We start from the raw sequence: 21,066 nt of genomic DNA, 5'->3' as shown, positions 1-21,066 counted from the left end.
AGCTAGCAGCACTCATTAATACAAGGAGGTTTCCATGGAATGGGCCGTTGAAGTTGAAGATATGACCGTAGCATATACGACAAAACCCGTATTATGGGACGTAGATATGAAGGTACCCATCGGTTCCTTAGCGGCCATTGTCGGCCCTAATGGTGCCGGTAAGTCCACATTATTAAAGGCCATGCTCGGTCTACTAACAGTTATCTCAGGAAGTGTAAAATTTTATATCGATCACCACTTAGCGATGGACAAAAACGATTACAAGAAAATCGCCTACGTCCCTCAAAGTGGTAGCGTAGACTGGGACTTTCCCACTACCGTACTAGATGTAGTACTCATGGGTCGTTATGGTCATCTAGGCTGGTTCAAGCGACCTAGCAAAAAGGATAAGGAACTCGCCCTCTCCATGATTGAAAAAATGGGCATGAGCGACTATGTGGACAGACAAATTCGCCAGCTTTCAGGGGGACAACAACAACGCGTCTTCCTCGCAAGAGCTCTCGTCCAAGAGGCAGATATTTACCTCATGGACGAACCCTTCAAGGGCGTCGATAAAACCACAGAGCATGCTATTATTTCGCTTTTACAAGAAATGAAAGCTCGAGGCAAAACGGTTATCGTCGTCCACCACGATTTAAATACAGTGCCCCAATATTTCGATTGGGTAACGATGGTAAACAAACAAACTATCGCTTATGGCCCCGTAGCAGATACATTTACGGACGAAGCTATTGAGCGCACCTATGGGAAGGGGAGGATTGTATGACCATACTCCAATCCTATACGACGCAGATGGTACTGCTCGGCACGGCGTTATTAGGCCTCGCTAGTGGTATCGCTGGCACCTTTGCGGTGCTTCGCAAGGAAAGTCTCATCGGTGACGGCCTATCTCATGCGGCATTACCCGGTGTGGTCATTGCCTTCTTGCTGACAGGCATCAAGGACATCGAAGTTCTCATCGCAGGTGCTGCCCTATCCTCTATCACTGCGGCTTGGCTCATTACCATCACCGTAGAAAACAGCAAAATCAAATTTGATGGCGCTTTAGCCACCATACTCTCTGCCTTCTTTGGGCTCGGTATGGTATTGCTCACCTATGTACAAAGCTTAAACAATGCTGGTCAGGCGGGACTTTCAAAATTTATATTTGGACAGGCAGCCACCATATTAGCGCGCGACGTGTACATTACATCTGCAGCAGCGCTCATCATCATCGTGTTAACCGCATTATTCTGGAAGGAGCTAAAGCTCATCTCCTTCGATGTGGAATACGCCAAAACACTACAAATTCCCGTCACTTTCACCCTTATTTTATATCGTTCACTATTGATCATGACCATTATCATCGGCATTCAATCGGTAGGGGCTATCTTAATTAGCTCCCTCCTCATTGCACCCGCCGTAGGGGCAAGACAGTGGACGAACAAACTGGGCACCATGTGTATATTAGCAGGATGTTTCGGCATGATATCCGCCATCGGCGGTACTATCTGGAGTACATCAGTCCCAAAATTACCGACAGGTCCAGCTATCATCGTCATTTTATCGATTCTCGTATTGTTAAGCCTCATCTTTGCTCCTAACCGAGGTATGCTCTGGCAGTTCCGCAAAAATAGGCAGTCAAAGCACGCATTATTGTCGGAAACCGCAAGGGCTCCCAAATCCAAGGCACAGCCAAGTATTTATGTAGCTGAGGACGCACAACCTCGCATAGGAGGTGCCCCATGACAGTTCATACAGAGATATTGCTTATTGCCATTGCGGTGTCTATCGCATGTGCCATCCCTGGGGTCTTCCTCGTATTGCGTCGCATGTCCATGATGGCCGATGCCATTACGCACACCGTATTTCTCGGCATCGTGCTCGCTTTCTTTATGACGGAAGATTTAAACTCTCCATTTCTACTCGTCGGGGCTACCTTAGTTGGTGTAGGCACCGTATGGCTTACAGAAATGATACACAATACGGGGCTTGTCAACGAAGATGCGTCTATCGGCATCATCTTCCCGCTTCTATTCTCTATCGCCATCATTCTAGTCAGCCTATACAGCGGTAATGCTCATCTCGATGTAGATACCGCATTACTCGGCGAAATAGCCTTTGCCCCCTTTGATCGATGGATTGTGAACGGCACCGACTTGGGGCCTGTATCGCTATGGATTTCTCTAGGCGTGGCACTCATCAATTTAATATTAGTCATGCTATTCTACAAGGAATTGCAGCTCTCCACCTTTGATCCGCTACTAGCAGGGCTCTTCGGCTTTATGCCAGCCCTCATCCACTATGTGCTGATGACCATGGTGTCCCTCACCGTTGTGGCCTCGTTCCAAGCGGTAGGTGCTATTCTCGTCATCGGCCTCATGATTGGGCCTGCGGTCATCGCTTATTTATGGACGGACTCTGTGAAAGCCATGCTTACTAGCAGTATCATCATTGGTATTATCTGTGCTGTTATCGGTACGGAAGTTGCTTTCACCATGGACGTGTCCATCGCGGGTTCCATCGCAACCACCATCGGTATCGCACTGATTATCGCTGTTATCGCAACACCAAAGACCGGCTATATCGCCACATACCGCCGTCAACGTCATTTGCGTCGCCATTATCGGGAAACGATGATGTTGTGCCATATTTATACACATATGGATACACCTATCGCGCACGTTGAAAACGGCATTGGTACCATTCATGAGCATTTGAACTGGAGACCTGATTATACTCATCAAGCTGCTTCACAGCTAAAGAAACAAGGTCTATTATATGTGACAAATGGACACTACGTGCTTACTGATAAGGGTATAGCACAGGTTAAAGAGATTATTTAAATACAATACCAATACTTTTCCCAACAAAAAGAAGCTGAAATCAATGCTGCTCTGCAAAGATTTCAGCTTCTTTTATTTTTAACTAATAGTCTTACATCCTATTAATAACTGCATTCACGTCAATGACTATCTATAATAAATAGTGCCAACACTATAATAGATCAGCTCAATCATAAAGAATCCTATTAATTAGTAATAGCTTCTAATGGAATAACATGAGGTAGCCCATTGTCATCCATATAAATTTTCGTTTTAACACGATATACATCTTCCATCATGGCTTCTGTAAAGATGTCTTTCGGTGCGCCTTGAGCGTATACTGTACCCTCTTTAAGCACGATGATTTCATCTGCGAACATAGCCGCCAGATCAAGATGATGCAATGTTACGAGTGTTGTAAAATCATTTTCTTGAGTCAGGTTTTTTAACAATGTTAACAAGTCAAATTGCTTGTGCAAATCTAAAGCACTTGTCGGTTCATCAAGAATTAGGATTTTAGGTTCTTTTACAAGGGCTTGCGCCATGAACACAAGTTGGCGTTGACCACCGCTGAGCTCCATGATGTTACGAGATGCAAAGCGCTGTAAGTTCAACCGTTCCAATACCTCTTGTGTGGCTGCAATATCCTCATCACTTACGCGGAAGGACATGGATCCCATGCGCCCTAGCATAACGACTTCAAAAACAGATAGATTGACTTTACAGTCATTATCTTGAGACAAATAGCTCACTGTACTACTAAAATCCTTTGTAGAATATTGAGATACAGGTTTACCATTAACGGAAATCTCGCCCTTGCCTTTCAAGATACCCATGATTGTTTTTAAAAGTGTAGATTTACCAGCACCGTTAGTACCAATGAGCGCAGTCAATTTACCTGTTTTAGCAGCAAAATCAACGCCCTTTAAGATTTGTCCGTCTTCCGTAGAGGAATAACCAAAGGTTAGATTATGAACTTCAATCATTTGAAATAGCTCCTTTTCCTAGTTAATACCAACGAGAAGAAGAAAGGTACACCGATGATTGCTGTCACAATACCGATTGGGAACATCGCCCCAGGAACGAGCATCTTACTCGCAATAGATGCGAGAGACAAAATCGCCATGCCACATACTGCAGATAGTGGTAAGAAATACCGTTGATCCTCACCCACAAGCATACGTGCAATATGTGGTCCTACAATACCGATAAAACCAATGGTTCCAACGAAAGAAACAGCAACGGCTGTAATGATGGAGATGAAAGCAAACACTTTTACCCGTAAACTTTCAACATTAACACCAAGACCAGAAGCCTTTTCATCGCCTAATTTTAATGCTGTTAAACGCCAAGATTCACGCATCATAAGCGGAAGCATAATTGCTAGCACGATAAGAACAATAGAGATGTTCACCCAATTTGCCTTAGCTAAACTCCCCATAGTCCAGAACACGATGTTTTGAAGGGCCTCAGGAGATGCCATATATTGCATCAAGGATTGAAGCGCTTGGAACAAGAACATCATGCCGATACCAGCGAGAATCATCGTTTCAGAGGAAAAATTCTTAATCTTATTGATGGAATAGATAAAGAAACTCGTCAAACTAGCAAATACAAAGGCGCCAAATGGAACCATAAAGACACCTAAAAACTCTAATGCACTAGCGCCTACAACAACCATAAGAGATGCACCGAAGCCAGCCCCTGCGGATATACCAAGTGTATACGGGCTAGATAACGGGTTATCAAGGATAGTCTGCATGCCAGCACCAGCAATGCCCAAGGAAGCACCTACGAGCAATGCCATAATGGCCGTCGGAAGACGAATCGACCAAATGATAACATATGCGTTTTTGGAAACCTCTGCTGGGTCTGTTAATGCGAGCCATACATCACTCAAGGTGAGTGATGCAGGGCCCACAATAATATCGGTAACAAAACTTACCGCACAAATGATCAGACCAATGATAATAAACATGAGCTTTTTATAGCTCTGTTTCTTATAATCGTACTGATTGTTAGTTTCTGTCACTACGAAAAACTCCTTTTTAGTTCAAATGCATAAACCAAACGCCACCGTAAGAGAATGGAAGGAATTTATCATAGAATTCCTTAAGTGTGCCTTCAGGATCTACATCCTTGAATTCCTCAGGATAGAATGTTTTAGCTAAGTATTCGAATACTGCAACGTCATATACTTCACGAGGTAAACCATGGTGAGTAGAGAAAACATTTTTAGATTGAACGGCTTTCAATTCAGGCCAGCCTTGACGTTCTGTGGTGAAAGCTTTCAATAACTCTTGAGATTTTGCTTCATTTGTATCAAAACCTAAACGCATAGAAGTCGGTTTCTTAGGCCAGTAAGAGCCAATAATCATAATAATATCAGGGTTTCTTTCAAGGATAAACTCTGGATTAACAGGACCAGCAGATTTTACTACATCTTTCGTAATAAGATCACCACCAACTTGAGTTGCCAAGGCGCCCCAAGCTACTTTATCACTATACGCAAAGCCTAAACCTTCTGGACCTTCATTACCTGTTTCAATGTAAACAGTTGGTTTTGGTTTATTGATTTTGCTAATGCGATCCATGACTTTTGTTAAGTGATCTGTATAGAACTTACTAACTTCTGCAGCCCGTTCTTCTTTCCCCAAAGCTTTACCGATAGCTTCGATAGATTTTTGGTGATTCTCAAGCTTTTCAGCATGGTAATCGATATAGATAGTAGGAATACCAGCTGCATCGATTTTAGGTTTGTAATCAGCTTCGTATTGCTCTTTAAAGAACAATGGCATGAAGATAACATCTGGATTCAAAGAGATAACCTTTTCAACGTCAAATGTTTTATCATTTACGTTCCCGATGAGAGGAATTTTTTCCAATTCTGGAACATCCGCTTTATAGCGATCCCACATATCGGTACGCAATTTGCTCAAATATGGGTCCATACCAACAATAGTCTTAGCTACATCTTTACCTTGCAATGCAGCCATAGTCAAGAACGCACCACCGGAAGCACTCAATTGTACTACTACGCGTTCAGCCGGTTTTTTCAATGTCACCTTTTGACCTGTTACGTCTGTAATCTCAATTTGTTTACCAGATTGAGCAGCATCCTTTTTCGTATCTGCTGGACCACCACAAGCGCTCATAATCATACTCACAATCAGTAGGAGCACGGTGGCAAGATAGGCCATACATTTCTTTTTCTTAACCATAAAAGCACCTCATATCTAAAACACAATGATTTCAAATGATAACATCAGAAAATAACTTTCAAAACCTTGGTCAATCAACCCCTATCAACACAACACAAAAGCCTAGTTCATATGCATAAACCAGATACCACTGTAAGAATATGGCAAGAATTTGTCATAGAACTCTTTAAGTGTAGCTTCTGGGTCTACATCCTTAAACTCTTCAGGATAGAATGTTTTTGCTAAATATTCGAATACAGCCGCATCAAATACTTCGCGTGGAAGACCATGATGCGCGGAATAAACTTGTTTATTTTCAACAGCTTTCAAATCACTCCAACCTTGACGTTCTGTTGTGAAAGCTTTCAACAACTCTTGAGATGAAGCTTCGGTTGCTTCAAAACCTAAACGCATAGAGGTTGGTTTCTTAGGCCAGTAAGAACCCATGATCATGATGATATCTGGATTTTTTTCAAGTATAAACTCTGGATTAATAGGAGACGTTTTCTTAATAACATCCTTGGTGATGACATCAGCACCAGCCATAGTAGCTAATGCCCCCCAAGAGTAATTGCTACTAAAAGAATTACCAAATTCTTCCGGACCATTCATACCAACTTCAAGGTAAACTGTTGGTTTTGGTTTATTAATTTTACTAACACGGTCGAGAACTCTTGTCACGCGATCCGTATAGAACTTGCTAATTTCTGCAGCTCGTTCTTCTTTACCTAAAGCCTTGCCGATGGCTTCGATGGATTTTTGATGACTTTCAAGTTTTTCAGCATGGTAGTCAATGTAAATCGTTTGTACACCTGCTGCATCTAATTTTAGCTTAACATCGGACTCATATTGTTCTTTCAAATCAACAGGAATGAAAATAACATCTGGGTTCAAGGAAATAACTTGCTCCACGTTAAATGTTTTATCACCGATAGTACCAACTACTGGAATCTTAGCTAACTCGGGCATTTCAGCAGTAAAGTGCTTCCACATATCCGCTCTGTAATCCTGTAAGGATGTATCCATGCCGGCAATAACCTTCGGCGTATCCTTGCCCATAAGTGCAGAAATCGTAAAGAATGGACCACCGGCACCACTCCATTGTAAAACAATTCTCTCTGCTGGCTTTTTGAGCGTTACCGTACGCCCTGTTACGTCTGTGATTTCGATTGGCTTGTTATTTTGCGCCGTATCTTTCTTTGTCTCACTAGGACCTCCACATGCAGCGATGAGCATACTAACAATTAGGAGGAAAACCATGGCTAAATAAGTCATAAACTTCTTCTGTTTGAACATAAGTATCCCTCTTCTCTCAACTAAAACTATCACCATAAGTGTACATAAAAAGCCCGTTTCCCCACGAAGAGGAAACGGGCTGTCATCTCAGTTAGACTAACTACCACGCCTAATAAGCTAGCATATAGTATGAGCTTTCAACTATGCATAGCTAGTATAAATCCATCTATATCAATCCCCATCCCTGTCTCTCGCAGGTCAATTGGCAATTGTTAATTAGGCAGTTCTCCTGGCTCCAGTTTAACGTTACTTTGCGCCTTCCCAAAAACTTCAGTGACCGAGAGCATTTTACCCTCTATGCAAAGTACCTCGCTGTTACAGTGGCGTGACCGCTTTGGCTTGTACCAAATTCTCTATTAAGTCAATAGACACCTAACCCAATCATATGTGATTTTCCTCATCGTAGCATGAGGGATATATAGTGTCAATAAACGTATAGGGGTACGGCTATCCTTGTAAAATCTACACTTTTTAGCAAAAGAGAAGCTAAAACTCAACCACTAAGCGGAGTTTTAGCTTCTCATTAGGACAATCTGTAGAATAGCCCTTCAAGTTCTATAATTTATTTTTATCAATTAATAACTTTTCCGCTACAATTCAAGGCGCATTTGATACCATTTGGCACCGCCATGATCCGACGTTGACGCCCCTTCATTTACAAAACCAAACTTGGCATAATAAGGTATCTTTTCTTCCTTACAGGTTAGAATTACGCCCTTTCGGTTTTCCTCTCTGGCCAATTTTATGAAAGCCTCTATTAACTGACCACCCACTCCTCGATTGCGGTATTCTGGCAATGTATTTAGACCAAAAATCATCTGCCAAGCACCCTTAGGATTATGTAGCAAAGCATCGGCAAACATCTCATCCGTTAAGATTTCATCATTTGTTACAAATCCATCGATAAAACCAATAGGTGTATCGCTGTCAAAGGCAATTAAAAACTGACCTGCATAATGGTCTAATCGTTCCTTAAAAGCCTCACGAGGCGCCGCCTCTGCCGGAGGAAAACAAGTTGCTTCAATATGAGTTACTATGTCTAAATCATCCGTTGTTGCTTTTCGTATTAATATCTTCATGACCTTATATATCTTTCTTTATCTCTCTATTATTTACTCGTATATTTCGGGACATTCTGATACTGCTTTATCAATTTATTTCTTTAATATTACTAATAGTTATTACTCAGCACCATTATACTCAAGAACCGGATTTCTATTATAAGATGTTACATCAGTCCCCAACAACTCATATAATTCTTGTACTGTCATCTTCTTGTCTTTTACAGCAAGTAATTCTTCGTTAGTCACACCGATAAATTCTACAAATTCTAATTTGCCATTAGGAGTATCAAGAGTTTGCAATTTAGCATCAGGAATAGTAATAAAGCCAACAATATTGGAACTATTATTTGAGTCTATGCCCTCTGTTTGCCCACTATAAAGATATTCATAAGGTTTAAAAATTTCTCCAGCAGTAAAAGTAAATTTTGCAATTTGTTGTAATACACCACAAACACTTCTGATCTCATCATCGTTGGCACTTGCTTTATCTAAGCGATAAGTAAACTCCATGCCGTAACCACTGATTGTAGGATCTTCGCTATCCTTTTCATACAACTCGGACAAACCATATGTTACAAAGTGCCAATTATCTCCATCATCATACACGCTGATACCATCAAGAGGGCTATCACCACCAAGCCGCCAGCTAATCAATGTTCCAAAATGCATAGGATCAGTTTGACCAGGATATACACGTTCACATTCTGCAGTAATCGCATCCCACCCAATTGTACAAGGATCCAGTTCATCATCCGATAAATCAGAATTTAGCTCGACAGACTTTGTAGTATCTACTCTCGTATGAGAATCAAGAGATTCTTTATTAGAAGAAAAAAGATTTTTTAACCAGGAAAACATACTTATAATACCTCCCACTCTATACAATAGACACACAATGTATTAATTTACTCATTTAAGTATATAATGTTTAAACAACAAAGGCTACACATTGATTAGTAATGTCCCCATTTAATTTATAAACTATATCATTAAATCGGCACCTTGATCTTGTGTAGCCTTTGTCTCTATTTACTTTTTCGTATATTTAGGTACATTGCGATATTGCATCGGTAAGGAATTTTCCTTTACTTTAAAACCATGCTTCTCATAGAATGAAGCATTCTTGCTTTCACCAATCATAACATTGATGTACAAATATGATTTGTAAGCGTCTTTCACCATTTCTAGCAAGTGCCCTGCAATACCTTGGCCATGATAATCAGGATGAACTAGCACATAATTGATGAAGCACACAAGTTCGCTATCATCCATGACACGAATAAGACCTATTAAACGACCTCCATCCCAAGCAGAAATCACACGAGAGGAATTCATGAGCGCCTTGTGTAATCGATCAGGATATTTACCTACCACCCAACGGACGGATAAGAATAAATCTGCGGCTTGTTGGGGGGTAAAACTCTTTTCTTCGGTATATATAATCGCCATAAAAGCTCCTCCAATGAATCCCAAGATAGCGCTATCAATCGAGTTCCTTGCTCATATAGATAACATCGTCCATAGGGTTATGATAATACGGCTCGCATTCAACAAAGCCATGCTTCTTATACAAATGGATCGCTGCCTGCAACGGTTCTATTGTATCAAGCACCATTTCTTTATATCCAGAGGCCTTAGCATGGTCCACGATACTTACAATCAGACGATCACCGAGAGCATGACCACGCCCCTCAGGACGCACATATAAACGTTTCATTTCACAACGGGTATCGCTATGCTGATAATACGCCACCATGCCGAGCACCACATCATTATCATCGATAGCAACCAATAATTCACCATTTAGCGCCGTATATTTCTCAGCAATATCTGCTAATTCCTTATCTAAATTCTGAAAGGACAAATCGCGACCAAGCCACTGTGTATATTCTTGAATTAGCTCTTTTACTTGATCTAAATACGGTTTGCCATCAATTATTTTAATCATATAAACTCCAATAATAGTGATTACTTTAACTTTCGCATCTCACGAATAAACGCCTCTGCCTCTTGCAGGTTCTTAGGGAACTCAAAATAAATACATTGCTCATGTCCACAATAAGGATTACGGAAATCATAACCACTCAACAACAAATACTCGATAAGTTTCCATTCTTTATCATTAGATTTTTTAGGGGCTTTAAACTTTTCGTTTACAAAGTACATCTTGCCTTTACATGTGGGACAGGTTTTATTCGTATTAAACAGTTCGTAGTTTGTGTCCTCCGACAAAGAGATTCGGCAGTTTACACATACATTTTTATAGCCCATAGTTATTTACTCCCATATGGTTTATGTTGAAAGATTTCTTTTACAATCCCTTCACCAACAATATTTCCGCCTTCCATGATAAAGAACTCAGTACCTGCTTGTAGAGCAGAATAATCTACAGTTTCATAAACTGGCAACGCATTAGCTCCTATTTGTTTATCAAAGATGACATCTTCACCATCAATAAAATTGATACCAAGATATTCCTCAGTACCTTTTATAACAAAATGAGGATAGTACATTCCATTATTTAAATTCGGTGGAGTTCTCCTCTTCTTGCTAAAGAAAATAACTGTACAGCCAATAGTAAAATCTAAATTACTCATTTCGGGCCTCATTCAACTACATATACCATATCACCTTTAAAGTATATGTTCATTATACAATGTACGGGATTCCCTTCGGTCCATAACCAACCCTGGAATACAGCGTGTCCCCAATTATAGGTCTCCGTAATGACCTCAAATTCGCTTTCACTATAATCCTGTTGATACTGAGGTAACTCAATTCTTTTACCTGTAAAAGTATCTAGTATTGTATTATTAAATACGAGAATTTCAAAAAAATCTATATCGCACGTCTCAAACACAACTTGAGCCTTATGAGTCTGTTCAACACCATTCTCATAGGAGAAAATATAATCAAATGTAAAGATTAAATCATCGTCTACGTATTCTATTTTCTGTACCCTTGCATCGTGGAGAGAATATTTGGAATGATTGCCAGAAGATTTTGTCATTTTCATATTTCCTCGTTTTTACAAATTAACCTTCAAAATATATAATCGATTAACTTAAAATCAGTATACCAATTTTTCGATACAATATAAAAGCCAATAGATAGCATAATCTATTGGCTTAATTATTAAACTAGGCACTAACAATTTCCTTTGGGTTCCACCAGATGATGGCCGCCCGAGAGGAAATCAAACATTTATTATCCTTAGCCTTTGCTATGATATCCTTCTTAATTTGCTCCTCCGCATCAGCGGTTAAATCCCCATAATACTGTTCGTATATGATTTTTCGACACTCGATTTCATCTTCCACAGTCCGCTCACATCGATAATCAATAACACTTACATTAGGCGAACGTCCTTGTGAAAGCAACATATTATAGAGGATTTGGAACTCTTGTACATCAGATTTACTAGCTTCTCGAGGGTTCTTCCAATCAGGAATACCTGCTACAATGGCACAATAGCCTTTAGAATATTGTTCCATTTGTAAAAGTCGAGGCCACACATCAGGAAACATCCAAAGCACAAGAGATACAGCTACAAGGTCAAATTGAAAATCAGAAGAGTCATCTTGAGGTAAGTCCTGAATTAACTCTTCAATAATATCGAAATTATCTACACCAGCCTCTTTGGCATTTTCTTTTAATATCTCTACCATCCCCTTGGAAGGTTCAATAGCAGTGACAGATTTAATATGTTGAGCAAAGGGAATCGTAAATGAACCTGGGCCGGCCCCTATATCTAGCATATTAGAATCAGCAGTCAACACACCACTCAATGCAGCATACACTTTGCGACCAAAGTCGTAATCATTGCTTTTACGCATGAGAGAAAAGTCATTGGCCCGCTTGTCCCAATACTCTAATAATGGATTCGCCCGAATCCCTTTCTCACGATCATAATAACTTTGTTTCCACATTTCATTCCAGAACGAAAAATCGATAATTTGTGGTGCCATACGAAACCTCCTGACTTAGTCTAAATTCCTCATTTCACGGATAAACTCTTCTGCCTCTTGCAGGTTCTTAGGGAACTCAAAATAAATACATTGCTCATGTCCACAATAAGGATTACGAAAATCATAGCCGCTCAACAACAAATACTCGATAATCTTCCATTCTTTGTCATTAGATTTTTTAGGGGCTTTGAACTTCTCGTTCACAAAGTACATTTTACCTTTACATGTAGGGCAAGTTTTATTTCTGTTAAACAACTCGTAGTTTGTGCCCTCCGACAAGGAGATCCGGCAGGTTACACATACATTTTTATAGCCCATAGTTATTTACTCCCATATGGTTTATGTTGAAAGATTTCTTTTACAATCCCTTCTCCAACAACATTGCCACCTTCCATAATAAGGAACTCAGTACCTGCTTGTAGAGCAGAATAATCTACGGTTTCATATACTGGTAAAGCATTAGCTTGAATTGGCTTATCAAAGATGACATCTTCACCATCAATAAAGTTGATACCAAGATACTCCTCAGTACCTTTTATAACGAAATGAGGATAATACATTCCATTATTTAAATTCGGTGGAGTTCTCCTCTTCTTGCTGAAGAAAGTAACTGTACAACCAATAGTAAAATCTAAATTGCTCATTTTAGGCCTCATAATAAATATGATATTTAGTGATTAAAATATATCGTGTTTTACTTATATTTTAATAGTATATACTTTTGAGTCATTCATCTCTTTACTTAATTTGCATTGATTTTCTTCTAGAATTTTTACTGTATGATTAGCAATTTCATCTTTAAACTGTCCTAAAGCTGTATTTACACCAAATGAAGAAATCTCTTCTGCAGTAGCAAATCGATATTGATCAGATAACTTGGCCTCTAATAATTTTAAATCTTTTCTTTGACTTTCAGTAGGTAAAAGTTCTACAATATCAGCCAAAAGTATTTCATAAGTTTGAAAATGCGCTCCAAATTGTAAATCTGTTATATGTCTTCCGCAATACCGGTAAGAAATCTTTTCCCAATTTACAATTCCTTTTTCTATTAGCTCCTCCCTAAATTCACGGCTCAAATCTTCAATATTTTCTCTTTTTTTCTCCTTATCAAAGTACTTTATAAACTTACGTAAATACTTATTTTCCATTCTGAGTCTATAGTCATTTCTTGATGATTCATCTATTGGCATTTTATTATCATCTATTATTTGAAATAATCGTTGTAGGTTTAATCTTTCAGCTTCATCAAATTGATAGACACCACCAACAGGCTGGTACTTTCCAGTTCCTCTTTCATTTTTAACCAATAGATACTTATTACCTGACTTGATACGATAGAGATAGGCAAAAGATATTCTTATAAAGGTATTATCATTTATAAGTTTACCTCGTAATAATTTTCTTTGCGATGTTTTCCAATTAGTCGTATCACGAAAATCCTGAATAGAATTTATAAATTGTGGGAAAATTAGCCCTAGTAATATCCCCGCAATATTAGTTCCTACTGGGCATACTTTAGAATCAAAAAAAGACATTATTATAATACAACATATTACTGCTAGCAATAAAAAAATAAATTTTATTATTTTCATGATCTTACCCTTTATCAATAGGAACTTCTATTCTTTTTCTAGCAACACAGACATTATCTTTTACGATATAACATTCAATATAATGATTACCATAAAAATTGCTATGCTCAACTATAGTCGAACCCTTTTCTATAATTTGTCCTCTTATCTGATTTCGTCTTTCAGCCATAGGTCCTACATTTTTAACTTTCCATAAAACTTTATATGGTAATGGACAACTAGTATACTCTAATTTACAAGAAATTTTAAGGTTATGTGGCAAATAGCCCCTTAATACCGATAGGAACTCAATTATTGGCTTAGTTCTCCATCCATCACCACTAACCATACACGATACTTTGCATTCATATAATAAATTCACATTATATAAATCTTCAATATATTCTTCCGTGTCTGTAAAAGAAGAAACTGATGTTATACCTTTTGCCTCACAAATTGATGCTTCTTCGCACCAATAATCGTGATTAAAAAAACCATACCAAGCTTGAACCGCATCTGCTCTTGAACAATCAGATTTGAATAAAATACTGAGATCTTCAATTTTACTTTTTAAGCGGTTTTTCCAATTAATCAATTGTTGGCGATCACTATTTCTAGGCGTCAAATTTCGCTGATTATCTATAGGTGCATAAACCTCTTGATTTATCTCAAGTCTACTAACAATACTTTTCATTGTATAATAAAACAATTCATCAATACGTTCATAAGAATCTATCAAGTTTTCATCACATAAAACCGTTTGCAAAAGACCGCTAGGCATATTTTTCCAAAAGCTTCTTGACTTACAAAACATCTTAGACAAACGTATTACTTTCCTTAACTTATCTCCTGACTTATCATTTTTTGTTTTAAACCATTCATTTAGCCCGCGAAGTTCTCGCTTAGACCAATCAGAACCAGCATGCTCATAAATATAACAATCATTAAGACTATCAAATTCACATCTATAAACAGCAAAGTCTATATGATAACCATCAGCATATTTTATTCGTACACAACTTGTTTTTACCTCTGGTGCTGTATTAAATTGCTTCGTCTGTCTTTCAAGAGCAGCCGCAACCATATTTCTTGTAGCTTGTGCACCTTTATCCCCAAGAGTTTTCTTATCAAAAACAATAGCAATATCAATATCATAGTCATCATTTTGATTTTGTACAATAGTAGACATTGCCATACTCCCCTGCACATAGATTTCTACTATATTATACGAAGTCTTATGAATTTCATTATATTCTTTCAAGCCGTTCTTGAGTCTAGTAATATTCAAATCCTTCTTTGAATGTAAATTAGTTTGTTCAGCTTTAGATAAAACTACATAAGAATTATAAAATGTATTAAATCTAGATGATAAATCATACATTAGCTTATACCTCTACTCCTCTATATACCCCACTAATTCAGCTTTCTTTTTATTTATTAAATCTCATTCCAAGACACTATTAATAAATATGTCTAAATCATTCTTATTTAAGCTGTAATTTGCTGTGATATTGCTATCATTTAACTTAAATCTAAAATTTTTAATTTTAATATCATTATTCTCACTCTTAAGAACTAACTTTAGTGTATTAACATAATGCGGTAACCTCTTAGTTTTACTTGCAAGACGAATAAATTTACTTAAGTTATCTTTTTCAAGAAGAAAATCTATATCAAAATAATTAAAGAAATAACAGTCTTTTATTTGTGAATTATCCTCACTAGATATCATCATACTTTCATTAATTTTAACTAGTTGATCCATCTGAATTTTATACTTTAAAATATCTTCTTTTACCTTTTTAGAAACAATAATACCTATAACATGTGCTTTACCTTCAAGGTTGAAAGCTTCTACATAAGCTTTACCAACAATTAATCCTTTTTCTAATTCCTCAATTGGACTTGCTGGGACTTTATCAAAATCTCCTCGTGTTATTCCGCCACGAATCAAAATATCATCATTTCTAAATAAAGCTTTACAGATATCTTTAATCAAATTCATTAATACTATTAAAGATTCTCTTTTAGCGTCGGCTGAATATAAAATAAGTGAATCACTAACTATATAGCCCTTAATATTACTGGAATTTTCTAAATTTTTAAACTCACTATATACAGTAGCCGCAAACATTTTGATAAAGTGTACAGCCTCACCATGTTCACAACTTTTTAATTTAGACTTAAAACCCAATATATCCAAGAATGCAACATATCTCATTTTATCTAGACCCCTCTATATACCTAAAAATACACTAAAATAACTTTATAGCATACAGATTTTACTAAACTTTTTTTGCTATGAATATAGAATTATACAAAAGCCTCCCACCAAAATGATGGGAGGCTTTTATGCACTCTTTAAATCCAAAACTCTCCCTTTCAAACCTATTCTATTACCTTTCAGTTAAAGTAATTATTACTCAAAAGTTTAGTTAATGAATTTAAAATCAATATTTCTTATTATTCCCACTCAATTGTAGCAGGTGGTTTAGATGTAATATCGTACACGATACGGTTGATGTGTTGTACTTCGTTTACGATACGGCGAGAGATGGTGTCCAATACGTCGTAAGGGATGCGTGCCCAGTCAGCAGTCATGAAGTCTGTTGTTGTTACGCCACGCAATGCCAATGTGTAGTCGTATGTACGGAAATCACCCATAACGCCTACGGTACGTGTAGATGTTAATACTGCAAAGTATTGGTTGATGCTGCGATCAAGGCCAGCTTTTGCAATTTCGTCACGGAAGATGTAGTCCGCATCACGCAAGATGTCGAGTTTGTCTTTAGTTATTTCACCCATTACGCGGATAGCAAGACCAGGACCAGGGAATGGTTGACGCCATACGAGGTAGTCAGCCAAGCCTAATTCAGAACCAAGTTCACGCACTTCGTCTTTGAAGAGATTGCGCAACGGTTCGATAAGACCTTTGAAGTCTACCACTGCAGGCAAACCACCAACGTTGTGGTGAGATTTGATAACTTCCGCCTCACCAGTACCAGACTCGATAACGTCAGGGTAGATTGTACCTTGCGCTAAGAAATCAACGGAGCCGATTTTACGGCCTTCGTCTTCAAATACGCGGATGAATTCTTCACCGATAGCTTTACGTTTAGCTTCTGGATCTTCAAGACCAGCCAATTTATCTAAGAAACGTTTTTCTGCATCGACGCGGATGAAATGCATGCCGGAATCTTTGAAAGCTGCTTCTACTTCGTCGCCTTCATTTTTACGCATTAAACCATGGTCAACAAAGATACAAGTCAATTGGTCGCCCACAGCTTTAGAGATAAGAGCTGCCGCAACAGAACTATCTACACCACCAGACAATGCTAACAATACTTTGCCGTCACCAACGGTTTTACGGATGTCTTCAATAGCAGATTTTGCATAGTTTGCCATTGTCCATGTGCCTGTGAAGCCACATACTTCGTACAAGAAGTTGTGAAGCATTTCCTTGCCATGTTCAGTATGCAACACTTCTGCATGGTATTGCATAGCATATAGTTTACGTTCTGTATTTTGCATGGATGCAACAGGGCAATCCTTAGTATGTGCTACGATTTCAAAGCCTTCAGGAACCTTTGCTACATAGTCAACGTGGGACATCCAAACAACTTGGTCTTCTTCCAAGCCTTTGAACAATGGCGATGTAGTGTCCACTTTAGTAGGTGTTTTACCGAATTCACGGTTATCCGCAGATTTAACTTCGCCACCCAATGTATGCGCCATAAATTGCATACCATAGCACATGCCAAGAATAGGAATACCAAGTTCAAAAATCTCTTTCTCAATTTTTGGAGAGTTTTCTTCATACACGCTGTTAGGACCGCCTGTAAAGATGATACCTTGCGGTTTTAATTCCTTAATTTTATCCAGCGCTTTGTTGTATGGATATACTTCGCAGTATACGTGATTTTCACGAACACGGCGCGCGATCAATTGATTATATTGACCACCAAAGTCAACAACAATTACAAATTCCTTGTTTTCCATGCCTTCCTCCATATGCATCTATTTGTGAAAGTATATTCACTATTTTTTTATGCCCATACGTTTCTGTACTGGGACGCGTTTTTCCGAGCCAAACGCTAATTTTTCATTACATTTTATTATACCATAGGAAGTATAACGACTCCATATATTCCGTATATAGATTATAAATAGGAATCCAATGTTCGGATTTTTATTTATATAGCTATAAATATGTACTTAAATTCAAATCTGAGATACTAGAATACGATTTTAAGATTAGAATACAAATTCAAGATATTAAGATGCAGAGTTAAAATCCTAACATTCAGTTTAAAAGGCTGAAATACAGTTTTAACGTACAGCTTAGTTTGCTGTTATATTACTCTTTAAGCTCCTTAACATCCTTTCGTTTATACATTTTTACAGCCCCTACAGGACATATCGAATAACAATCGCCACAACCGATACAGCCTTTTCCGATGTTAAATCGAGTCTTCCCTTCGGTGATGCATTGAACAGGACAATCCTCTGCACAAGCACCACATTTAACACAAGTGTCATCAATATTAAATTTTAGATTTCCCATTATACATCACCTCCCTATCAGTAAAAACAAAATTAAGTATATCCACGTAATGATTAAATACTATATCTGCCATGTAACGTTAGGTTATTATAAACACTAAAATCAAGATTTTCTATTGAGCGCAATATTATATGCAATAGCCGAATAGATTGCCTTTGCCACGCCTTGATGGTTATTATCTGTCGTTTCGTAGCGGGCTACTTCTTTAATGTTCGGCTTGCTATTGCCCATCGCTACGCCTGCACCCGCAAAGCGTAACATAGATAGATCATTTTCGCTATCCCCCAGTGTCATCACCTCATCAGGACTTAATCCCCAATGTTTTGCTAAGGCTTCTACAGCAGTACCTTTTGTAGTATGAGGCAATACAAATTCTAGATTGCCTTCACTAGAGAGCAATACATCATAGAAACGTTCACGGCCTGTGCCATCGTGGGACAGACCTTGATATTCATCTCGTAAGTCTTGCAAGATGCGCTGACGCATCGGCTCGTCACCGTAGAAGATTTGAATTTTCTCAGGTCCTTCGTCTAAGGCTTCCATATGAGCTAACAAATCACATACCATGGTCCGCGTCGCTAATATAAATGGACGAATATTAGGTCTAAAGAAGAAATTGGATTGCTCAATTTCACATTCAGATAGTTTTACATTGGCTGCTTCATCACCTTCTGCCAAAGCATAGTGAGCATAAGTTGCCCCTGGCAAATGGGTATGTAATGCACCAGAAACCTGCTGATCTACTATTTCAGGTAGATGATTATCCATAACACTAGACCCATGATTATTCATGATGTTAGGTAGATGATTATCCATGATGCCATGTATCGTCTTTTTATTACTGCCACTTCGTTCACAAGCGCAAGCCCCTAAGCGTTCAGGTGTAATACATCTAGATGGCGGATACATGCCAAAGATTTGGTCTTTCACATAGGCCTCTACATATACGCCATAGGTTAATAGTTTGCGTAACAAATGTAATGCTTGTTCTTTATCAAAATTTACGTGGAATAGACTACGGTTTTCATCCTTATCCATCACGTAAGCGCCATTAGTGCACATGAAATAGCGCAAGCAAGGCAGTTTTTCGATGACATCATTCATCTCATTCCAAGCACGGCCAGAAGCAATGGCTACGCGAATGCCGCTTTCACGAGCTGCACGAATCGCCTCAATGGCATCCTCAGAAATTGCTTTCGCATCGTTTACCAAGGTGCCGTCTACATCGGATGCGATGAATCGAATGCGCTTATCTCCAACTAGACCTATATAATTTTTTATAGTTAATGTTTCTTTTGAGGTCATACTGCCTCCCTTATGGTATCTAACAAATCAATAAGCTCAAGCATTACACTATGGACGCGTTAAATTCGGCTACGATGTCTTCTAAGACTGTTGGGTCCTCAACTAATCGCAATAAGGAACCTCCTATAATAGTAGCCCCATCAATGATAGTTTGTTCAATGGTAGGCTCTAACATGGTAGCGGCAAATTCTTTAGAATGGCACACCTTTGGCTCGCCAGCGAGACGCAATTTAGGATGGAGTGCTGCACATTGATAGCTTACATTGCCAATATCTGAACTACCTCCGAGGGCTGCCGGACCAGGTTCAAAATCGAGGCCCATGTCAGTCATTACCTCTTCGATAAGCGCCGTGCCACGGTGGTTTTGGTTCATATCATCATACGGATTGCCATAAAACTCTACATCCACAGTTGTACCTGTACAAAGGGCAGCCCCTTCAAAGATTTTTTTGATTTGCTCAGATAAACCATTCAAGTACTCACGCTCCGTATGCCGCACGGTGACCTCTAATTCACCGAAGGCAGGAATTACATTGGATGCGGTACCTCCAGCAATGATCCACGTGCCGATGCGCGTTTCAGGGCGCACTTGTTGGCGCATCATATCCATAGCATGGATAGCGAGTTGCACACCATTTACCGCATTGTTGCCATTCCAAGGCTCGCCGGCTGCATGGGCGGGCTTACCATGATACTTAGCGCGGAAGCAATCGAGTGCCAAAAATTGTGAATTAGGCCGTGTTTCCTCGCCGTCGAGATGCACCATGATGGCAAAATCGTATTCTTTAAACACCCCTGCATTGCACATATCCACCTTGCACCCCATCGCTTCTTCGTCTGGTGTGCCGATAATATCGATGTCCATGTTGAAAGCTACGCCCTCTTCTTGCATTTTATGTAGTGTCAATGCAGCCAACACGCTCATAGAACCACTGGCGGAATGACCGCATGCATGGCCTACCTCTGGCAGTGCATCATATTCACAAAGTATCGCTAAACGACCTTGAGGGTTATCTACTTTCACAACAGAGGCCTTGAAGGCAGTCGGTAAATCACAGAATTCATAGGTTACGTCCATACCATATTTTTCGAGAACAGCACCAATGGTTTTGACGGACTCGAATTCTTGACTGGAAATCTCAGGGTTTTTAGCTAATGTATAATTCACCGCAAAAGCATCTGGTGCGAAGCTTTTACAAAGATCGGAAAATGTATGCATAAGGTTCATAGCGCCTCCAATAGATATAATCAAAAATGTGTGCAAATCGATGGATTTAAACAATATTAAATGAAA

General features: G+C 38.9%; 24 protein-coding genes and 1 riboswitch. Of the genes, 3 read left to right on the top strand and 21 right to left on the bottom strand.

The annotated features are described in order from the left end of the window. Positions 1-34: 34 nt before the first annotated feature. Genes PK1910_RS08955 through PK1910_RS08945 form a run of 3 tightly spaced genes read left to right on the top strand, consistent with a single transcriptional unit; the run spans position 35 to position 2,825 of the window. Positions 35-766, top strand: coding sequence for a metal ABC transporter ATP-binding protein (locus PK1910_RS08955; RefSeq protein WP_077708006.1), 732 nt, complete (start codon positions 35-37; stop codon positions 764-766). Further along, the gene (locus PK1910_RS08950) at positions 763-1,728 is read left to right on the top strand and encodes a metal ABC transporter permease (RefSeq protein WP_331298774.1); all 966 of its coding nucleotides are present in this window, start codon (positions 763-765) and stop codon (positions 1,726-1,728) included. Before PK1910_RS08955 ends, PK1910_RS08950 begins: the two co-directional genes overlap by 4 nt. Continuing rightward, a complete protein-coding gene (locus PK1910_RS08945; RefSeq protein ID WP_329865637.1) occupies positions 1,725-2,825 on the top strand; it encodes a metal ABC transporter permease in 1,101 nt (366 codons plus the stop codon). The genes PK1910_RS08950 and PK1910_RS08945 overlap by 4 nt, the downstream gene beginning before the upstream one ends. Positions 2,826-3,010: 185 nt before the next feature. Here PK1910_RS08945 and PK1910_RS08940 read toward each other — a convergent pair whose 3' ends face one another. The 21 genes from PK1910_RS08940 to PK1910_RS08840 form a co-directional block, all read right to left on the bottom strand. Then, positions 3,011-3,790 (bottom strand): ABC transporter ATP-binding protein, encoded by a 780-nt coding sequence (locus PK1910_RS08940; RefSeq protein ID WP_331298769.1) that lies wholly within the window; start codon positions 3,788-3,790, stop codon positions 3,011-3,013. Beyond that, entirely contained in the window at positions 3,787-4,836 is a 1,050-nt protein-coding gene (locus PK1910_RS08935; RefSeq protein WP_004697920.1) for a FecCD family ABC transporter permease, read from the bottom strand. The genes PK1910_RS08940 and PK1910_RS08935 overlap by 4 nt, the downstream gene beginning before the upstream one ends. Before the next feature lie 16 nt (positions 4,837-4,852). Continuing rightward, positions 4,853-6,025 (bottom strand): ABC transporter substrate-binding protein, encoded by a 1,173-nt coding sequence (locus PK1910_RS08930; RefSeq protein WP_331298767.1) that lies wholly within the window; start codon positions 6,023-6,025, stop codon positions 4,853-4,855. Between the two features lie 102 nt (positions 6,026-6,127). Next, entirely contained in the window at positions 6,128-7,300 is a 1,173-nt protein-coding gene (locus PK1910_RS08925) for an ABC transporter substrate-binding protein (RefSeq protein WP_331298766.1), read from the bottom strand. A 202-nt stretch (positions 7,301-7,502) separates the two neighbouring features. Then, a riboswitch (cobalamin riboswitch) is annotated at positions 7,503-7,691 on the bottom strand. A gap of 199 nt (positions 7,692-7,890) precedes the next feature. Beyond that, a complete protein-coding gene (locus PK1910_RS08920; RefSeq protein WP_331298764.1) occupies positions 7,891-8,379 on the bottom strand; it encodes a GNAT family N-acetyltransferase in 489 nt (162 codons plus the stop codon). Positions 8,380-8,481: 102 nt separating this feature from the next. Next, on the bottom strand, positions 8,482-9,222 hold the full coding sequence (locus tag PK1910_RS08915; protein ID WP_331298762.1) for a suppressor of fused domain protein: 741 nt from the start codon (positions 9,220-9,222) through the stop codon (positions 8,482-8,484). Between the two features lie 171 nt (positions 9,223-9,393). Continuing rightward, the gene (locus PK1910_RS08910; RefSeq protein ID WP_331298761.1) at positions 9,394-9,813 is read right to left on the bottom strand and encodes a GNAT family N-acetyltransferase; all 420 of its coding nucleotides are present in this window, start codon (positions 9,811-9,813) and stop codon (positions 9,394-9,396) included. 34 nt (positions 9,814-9,847) lie between these two features. After that, complete coding sequence (locus tag PK1910_RS08905; RefSeq protein WP_331298759.1) at positions 9,848-10,312, bottom strand: GNAT family N-acetyltransferase; 465 nt, start codon at positions 10,310-10,312, stop codon at positions 9,848-9,850. 20 nt (positions 10,313-10,332) lie between these two features. Next, positions 10,333-10,635, bottom strand: coding sequence for a hypothetical protein (locus PK1910_RS08900; RefSeq protein ID WP_331298758.1), 303 nt, complete (start codon positions 10,633-10,635; stop codon positions 10,333-10,335). A gap of 2 nt (positions 10,636-10,637) precedes the next feature. Then, positions 10,638-10,961, bottom strand: a complete 324-nt coding sequence (locus PK1910_RS08895) for a hypothetical protein (RefSeq protein WP_331298757.1) — start codon at positions 10,959-10,961, stop codon at positions 10,638-10,640. Between the two features lie 8 nt (positions 10,962-10,969). Next, positions 10,970-11,380 (bottom strand): hypothetical protein, encoded by a 411-nt coding sequence (locus tag PK1910_RS08890; RefSeq protein WP_331298755.1) that lies wholly within the window; start codon positions 11,378-11,380, stop codon positions 10,970-10,972. Positions 11,381-11,504: 124 nt separating this feature from the next. Beyond that, positions 11,505-12,332, bottom strand: coding sequence for a class I SAM-dependent methyltransferase (locus tag PK1910_RS08885; RefSeq protein ID WP_331298753.1), 828 nt, complete (start codon positions 12,330-12,332; stop codon positions 11,505-11,507). Positions 12,333-12,347: 15 nt separating this feature from the next. Next, positions 12,348-12,650 (bottom strand): hypothetical protein, encoded by a 303-nt coding sequence (locus tag PK1910_RS08880; RefSeq protein ID WP_270279261.1) that lies wholly within the window; start codon positions 12,648-12,650, stop codon positions 12,348-12,350. A 2-nt stretch (positions 12,651-12,652) separates the two neighbouring features. Continuing rightward, complete coding sequence (locus tag PK1910_RS08875; RefSeq protein ID WP_270279262.1) at positions 12,653-12,976, bottom strand: hypothetical protein; 324 nt, start codon at positions 12,974-12,976, stop codon at positions 12,653-12,655. 54 nt (positions 12,977-13,030) lie between these two features. Then, the gene (locus PK1910_RS08870; RefSeq protein WP_270279263.1) at positions 13,031-13,924 is read right to left on the bottom strand and encodes an SMODS-associated NUDIX domain-containing protein; all 894 of its coding nucleotides are present in this window, start codon (positions 13,922-13,924) and stop codon (positions 13,031-13,033) included. Between the two features lie 4 nt (positions 13,925-13,928). Further along, positions 13,929-15,284 (bottom strand): nucleotidyltransferase, encoded by a 1,356-nt coding sequence (locus PK1910_RS08865; RefSeq protein ID WP_270279264.1) that lies wholly within the window; start codon positions 15,282-15,284, stop codon positions 13,929-13,931. Positions 15,285-15,347: 63 nt separating this feature from the next. Continuing rightward, positions 15,348-16,124 (bottom strand): hypothetical protein, encoded by a 777-nt coding sequence (locus tag PK1910_RS08860; RefSeq protein WP_331298750.1) that lies wholly within the window; start codon positions 16,122-16,124, stop codon positions 15,348-15,350. A 242-nt stretch (positions 16,125-16,366) separates the two neighbouring features. Continuing rightward, positions 16,367-17,902 carry a glutamine-hydrolyzing GMP synthase gene (guaA, locus tag PK1910_RS08855; protein ID WP_021147641.1) on the bottom strand — a complete coding sequence of 512 codons (1,536 nt, stop codon included), beginning with the start codon at positions 17,900-17,902 and terminating at the stop codon, positions 16,367-16,369. Positions 17,903-18,260: 358 nt separating this feature from the next. Next, a complete protein-coding gene (locus PK1910_RS08850) occupies positions 18,261-18,467 on the bottom strand; it encodes a DUF362 domain-containing protein (RefSeq protein WP_331298747.1) in 207 nt (68 codons plus the stop codon). Between the two features lie 102 nt (positions 18,468-18,569). Further along, positions 18,570-19,772: an HAD hydrolase family protein gene (locus PK1910_RS08845; protein WP_331298746.1), complete on the bottom strand. Its 1,203-nt coding sequence runs from the start codon at positions 19,770-19,772 to the stop codon at positions 18,570-18,572. Between the two features lie 43 nt (positions 19,773-19,815). Further along, the gene (locus PK1910_RS08840; protein ID WP_331298744.1) at positions 19,816-21,000 is read right to left on the bottom strand and encodes an amidohydrolase; all 1,185 of its coding nucleotides are present in this window, start codon (positions 20,998-21,000) and stop codon (positions 19,816-19,818) included. Between the last annotated feature and the right edge of the window lie 66 nt (positions 21,001-21,066).

The sequence above is a fragment of the Veillonella parvula genome, assembly GCF_036456085.1.
Taxonomy (GTDB): domain Bacteria; phylum Bacillota; class Negativicutes; order Veillonellales; family Veillonellaceae; genus Veillonella; species Veillonella parvula_E.
The sequence above is the reverse complement of the archived record's forward strand: the minus strand, read 5'-3'. Positions and strand labels throughout refer to the sequence as shown.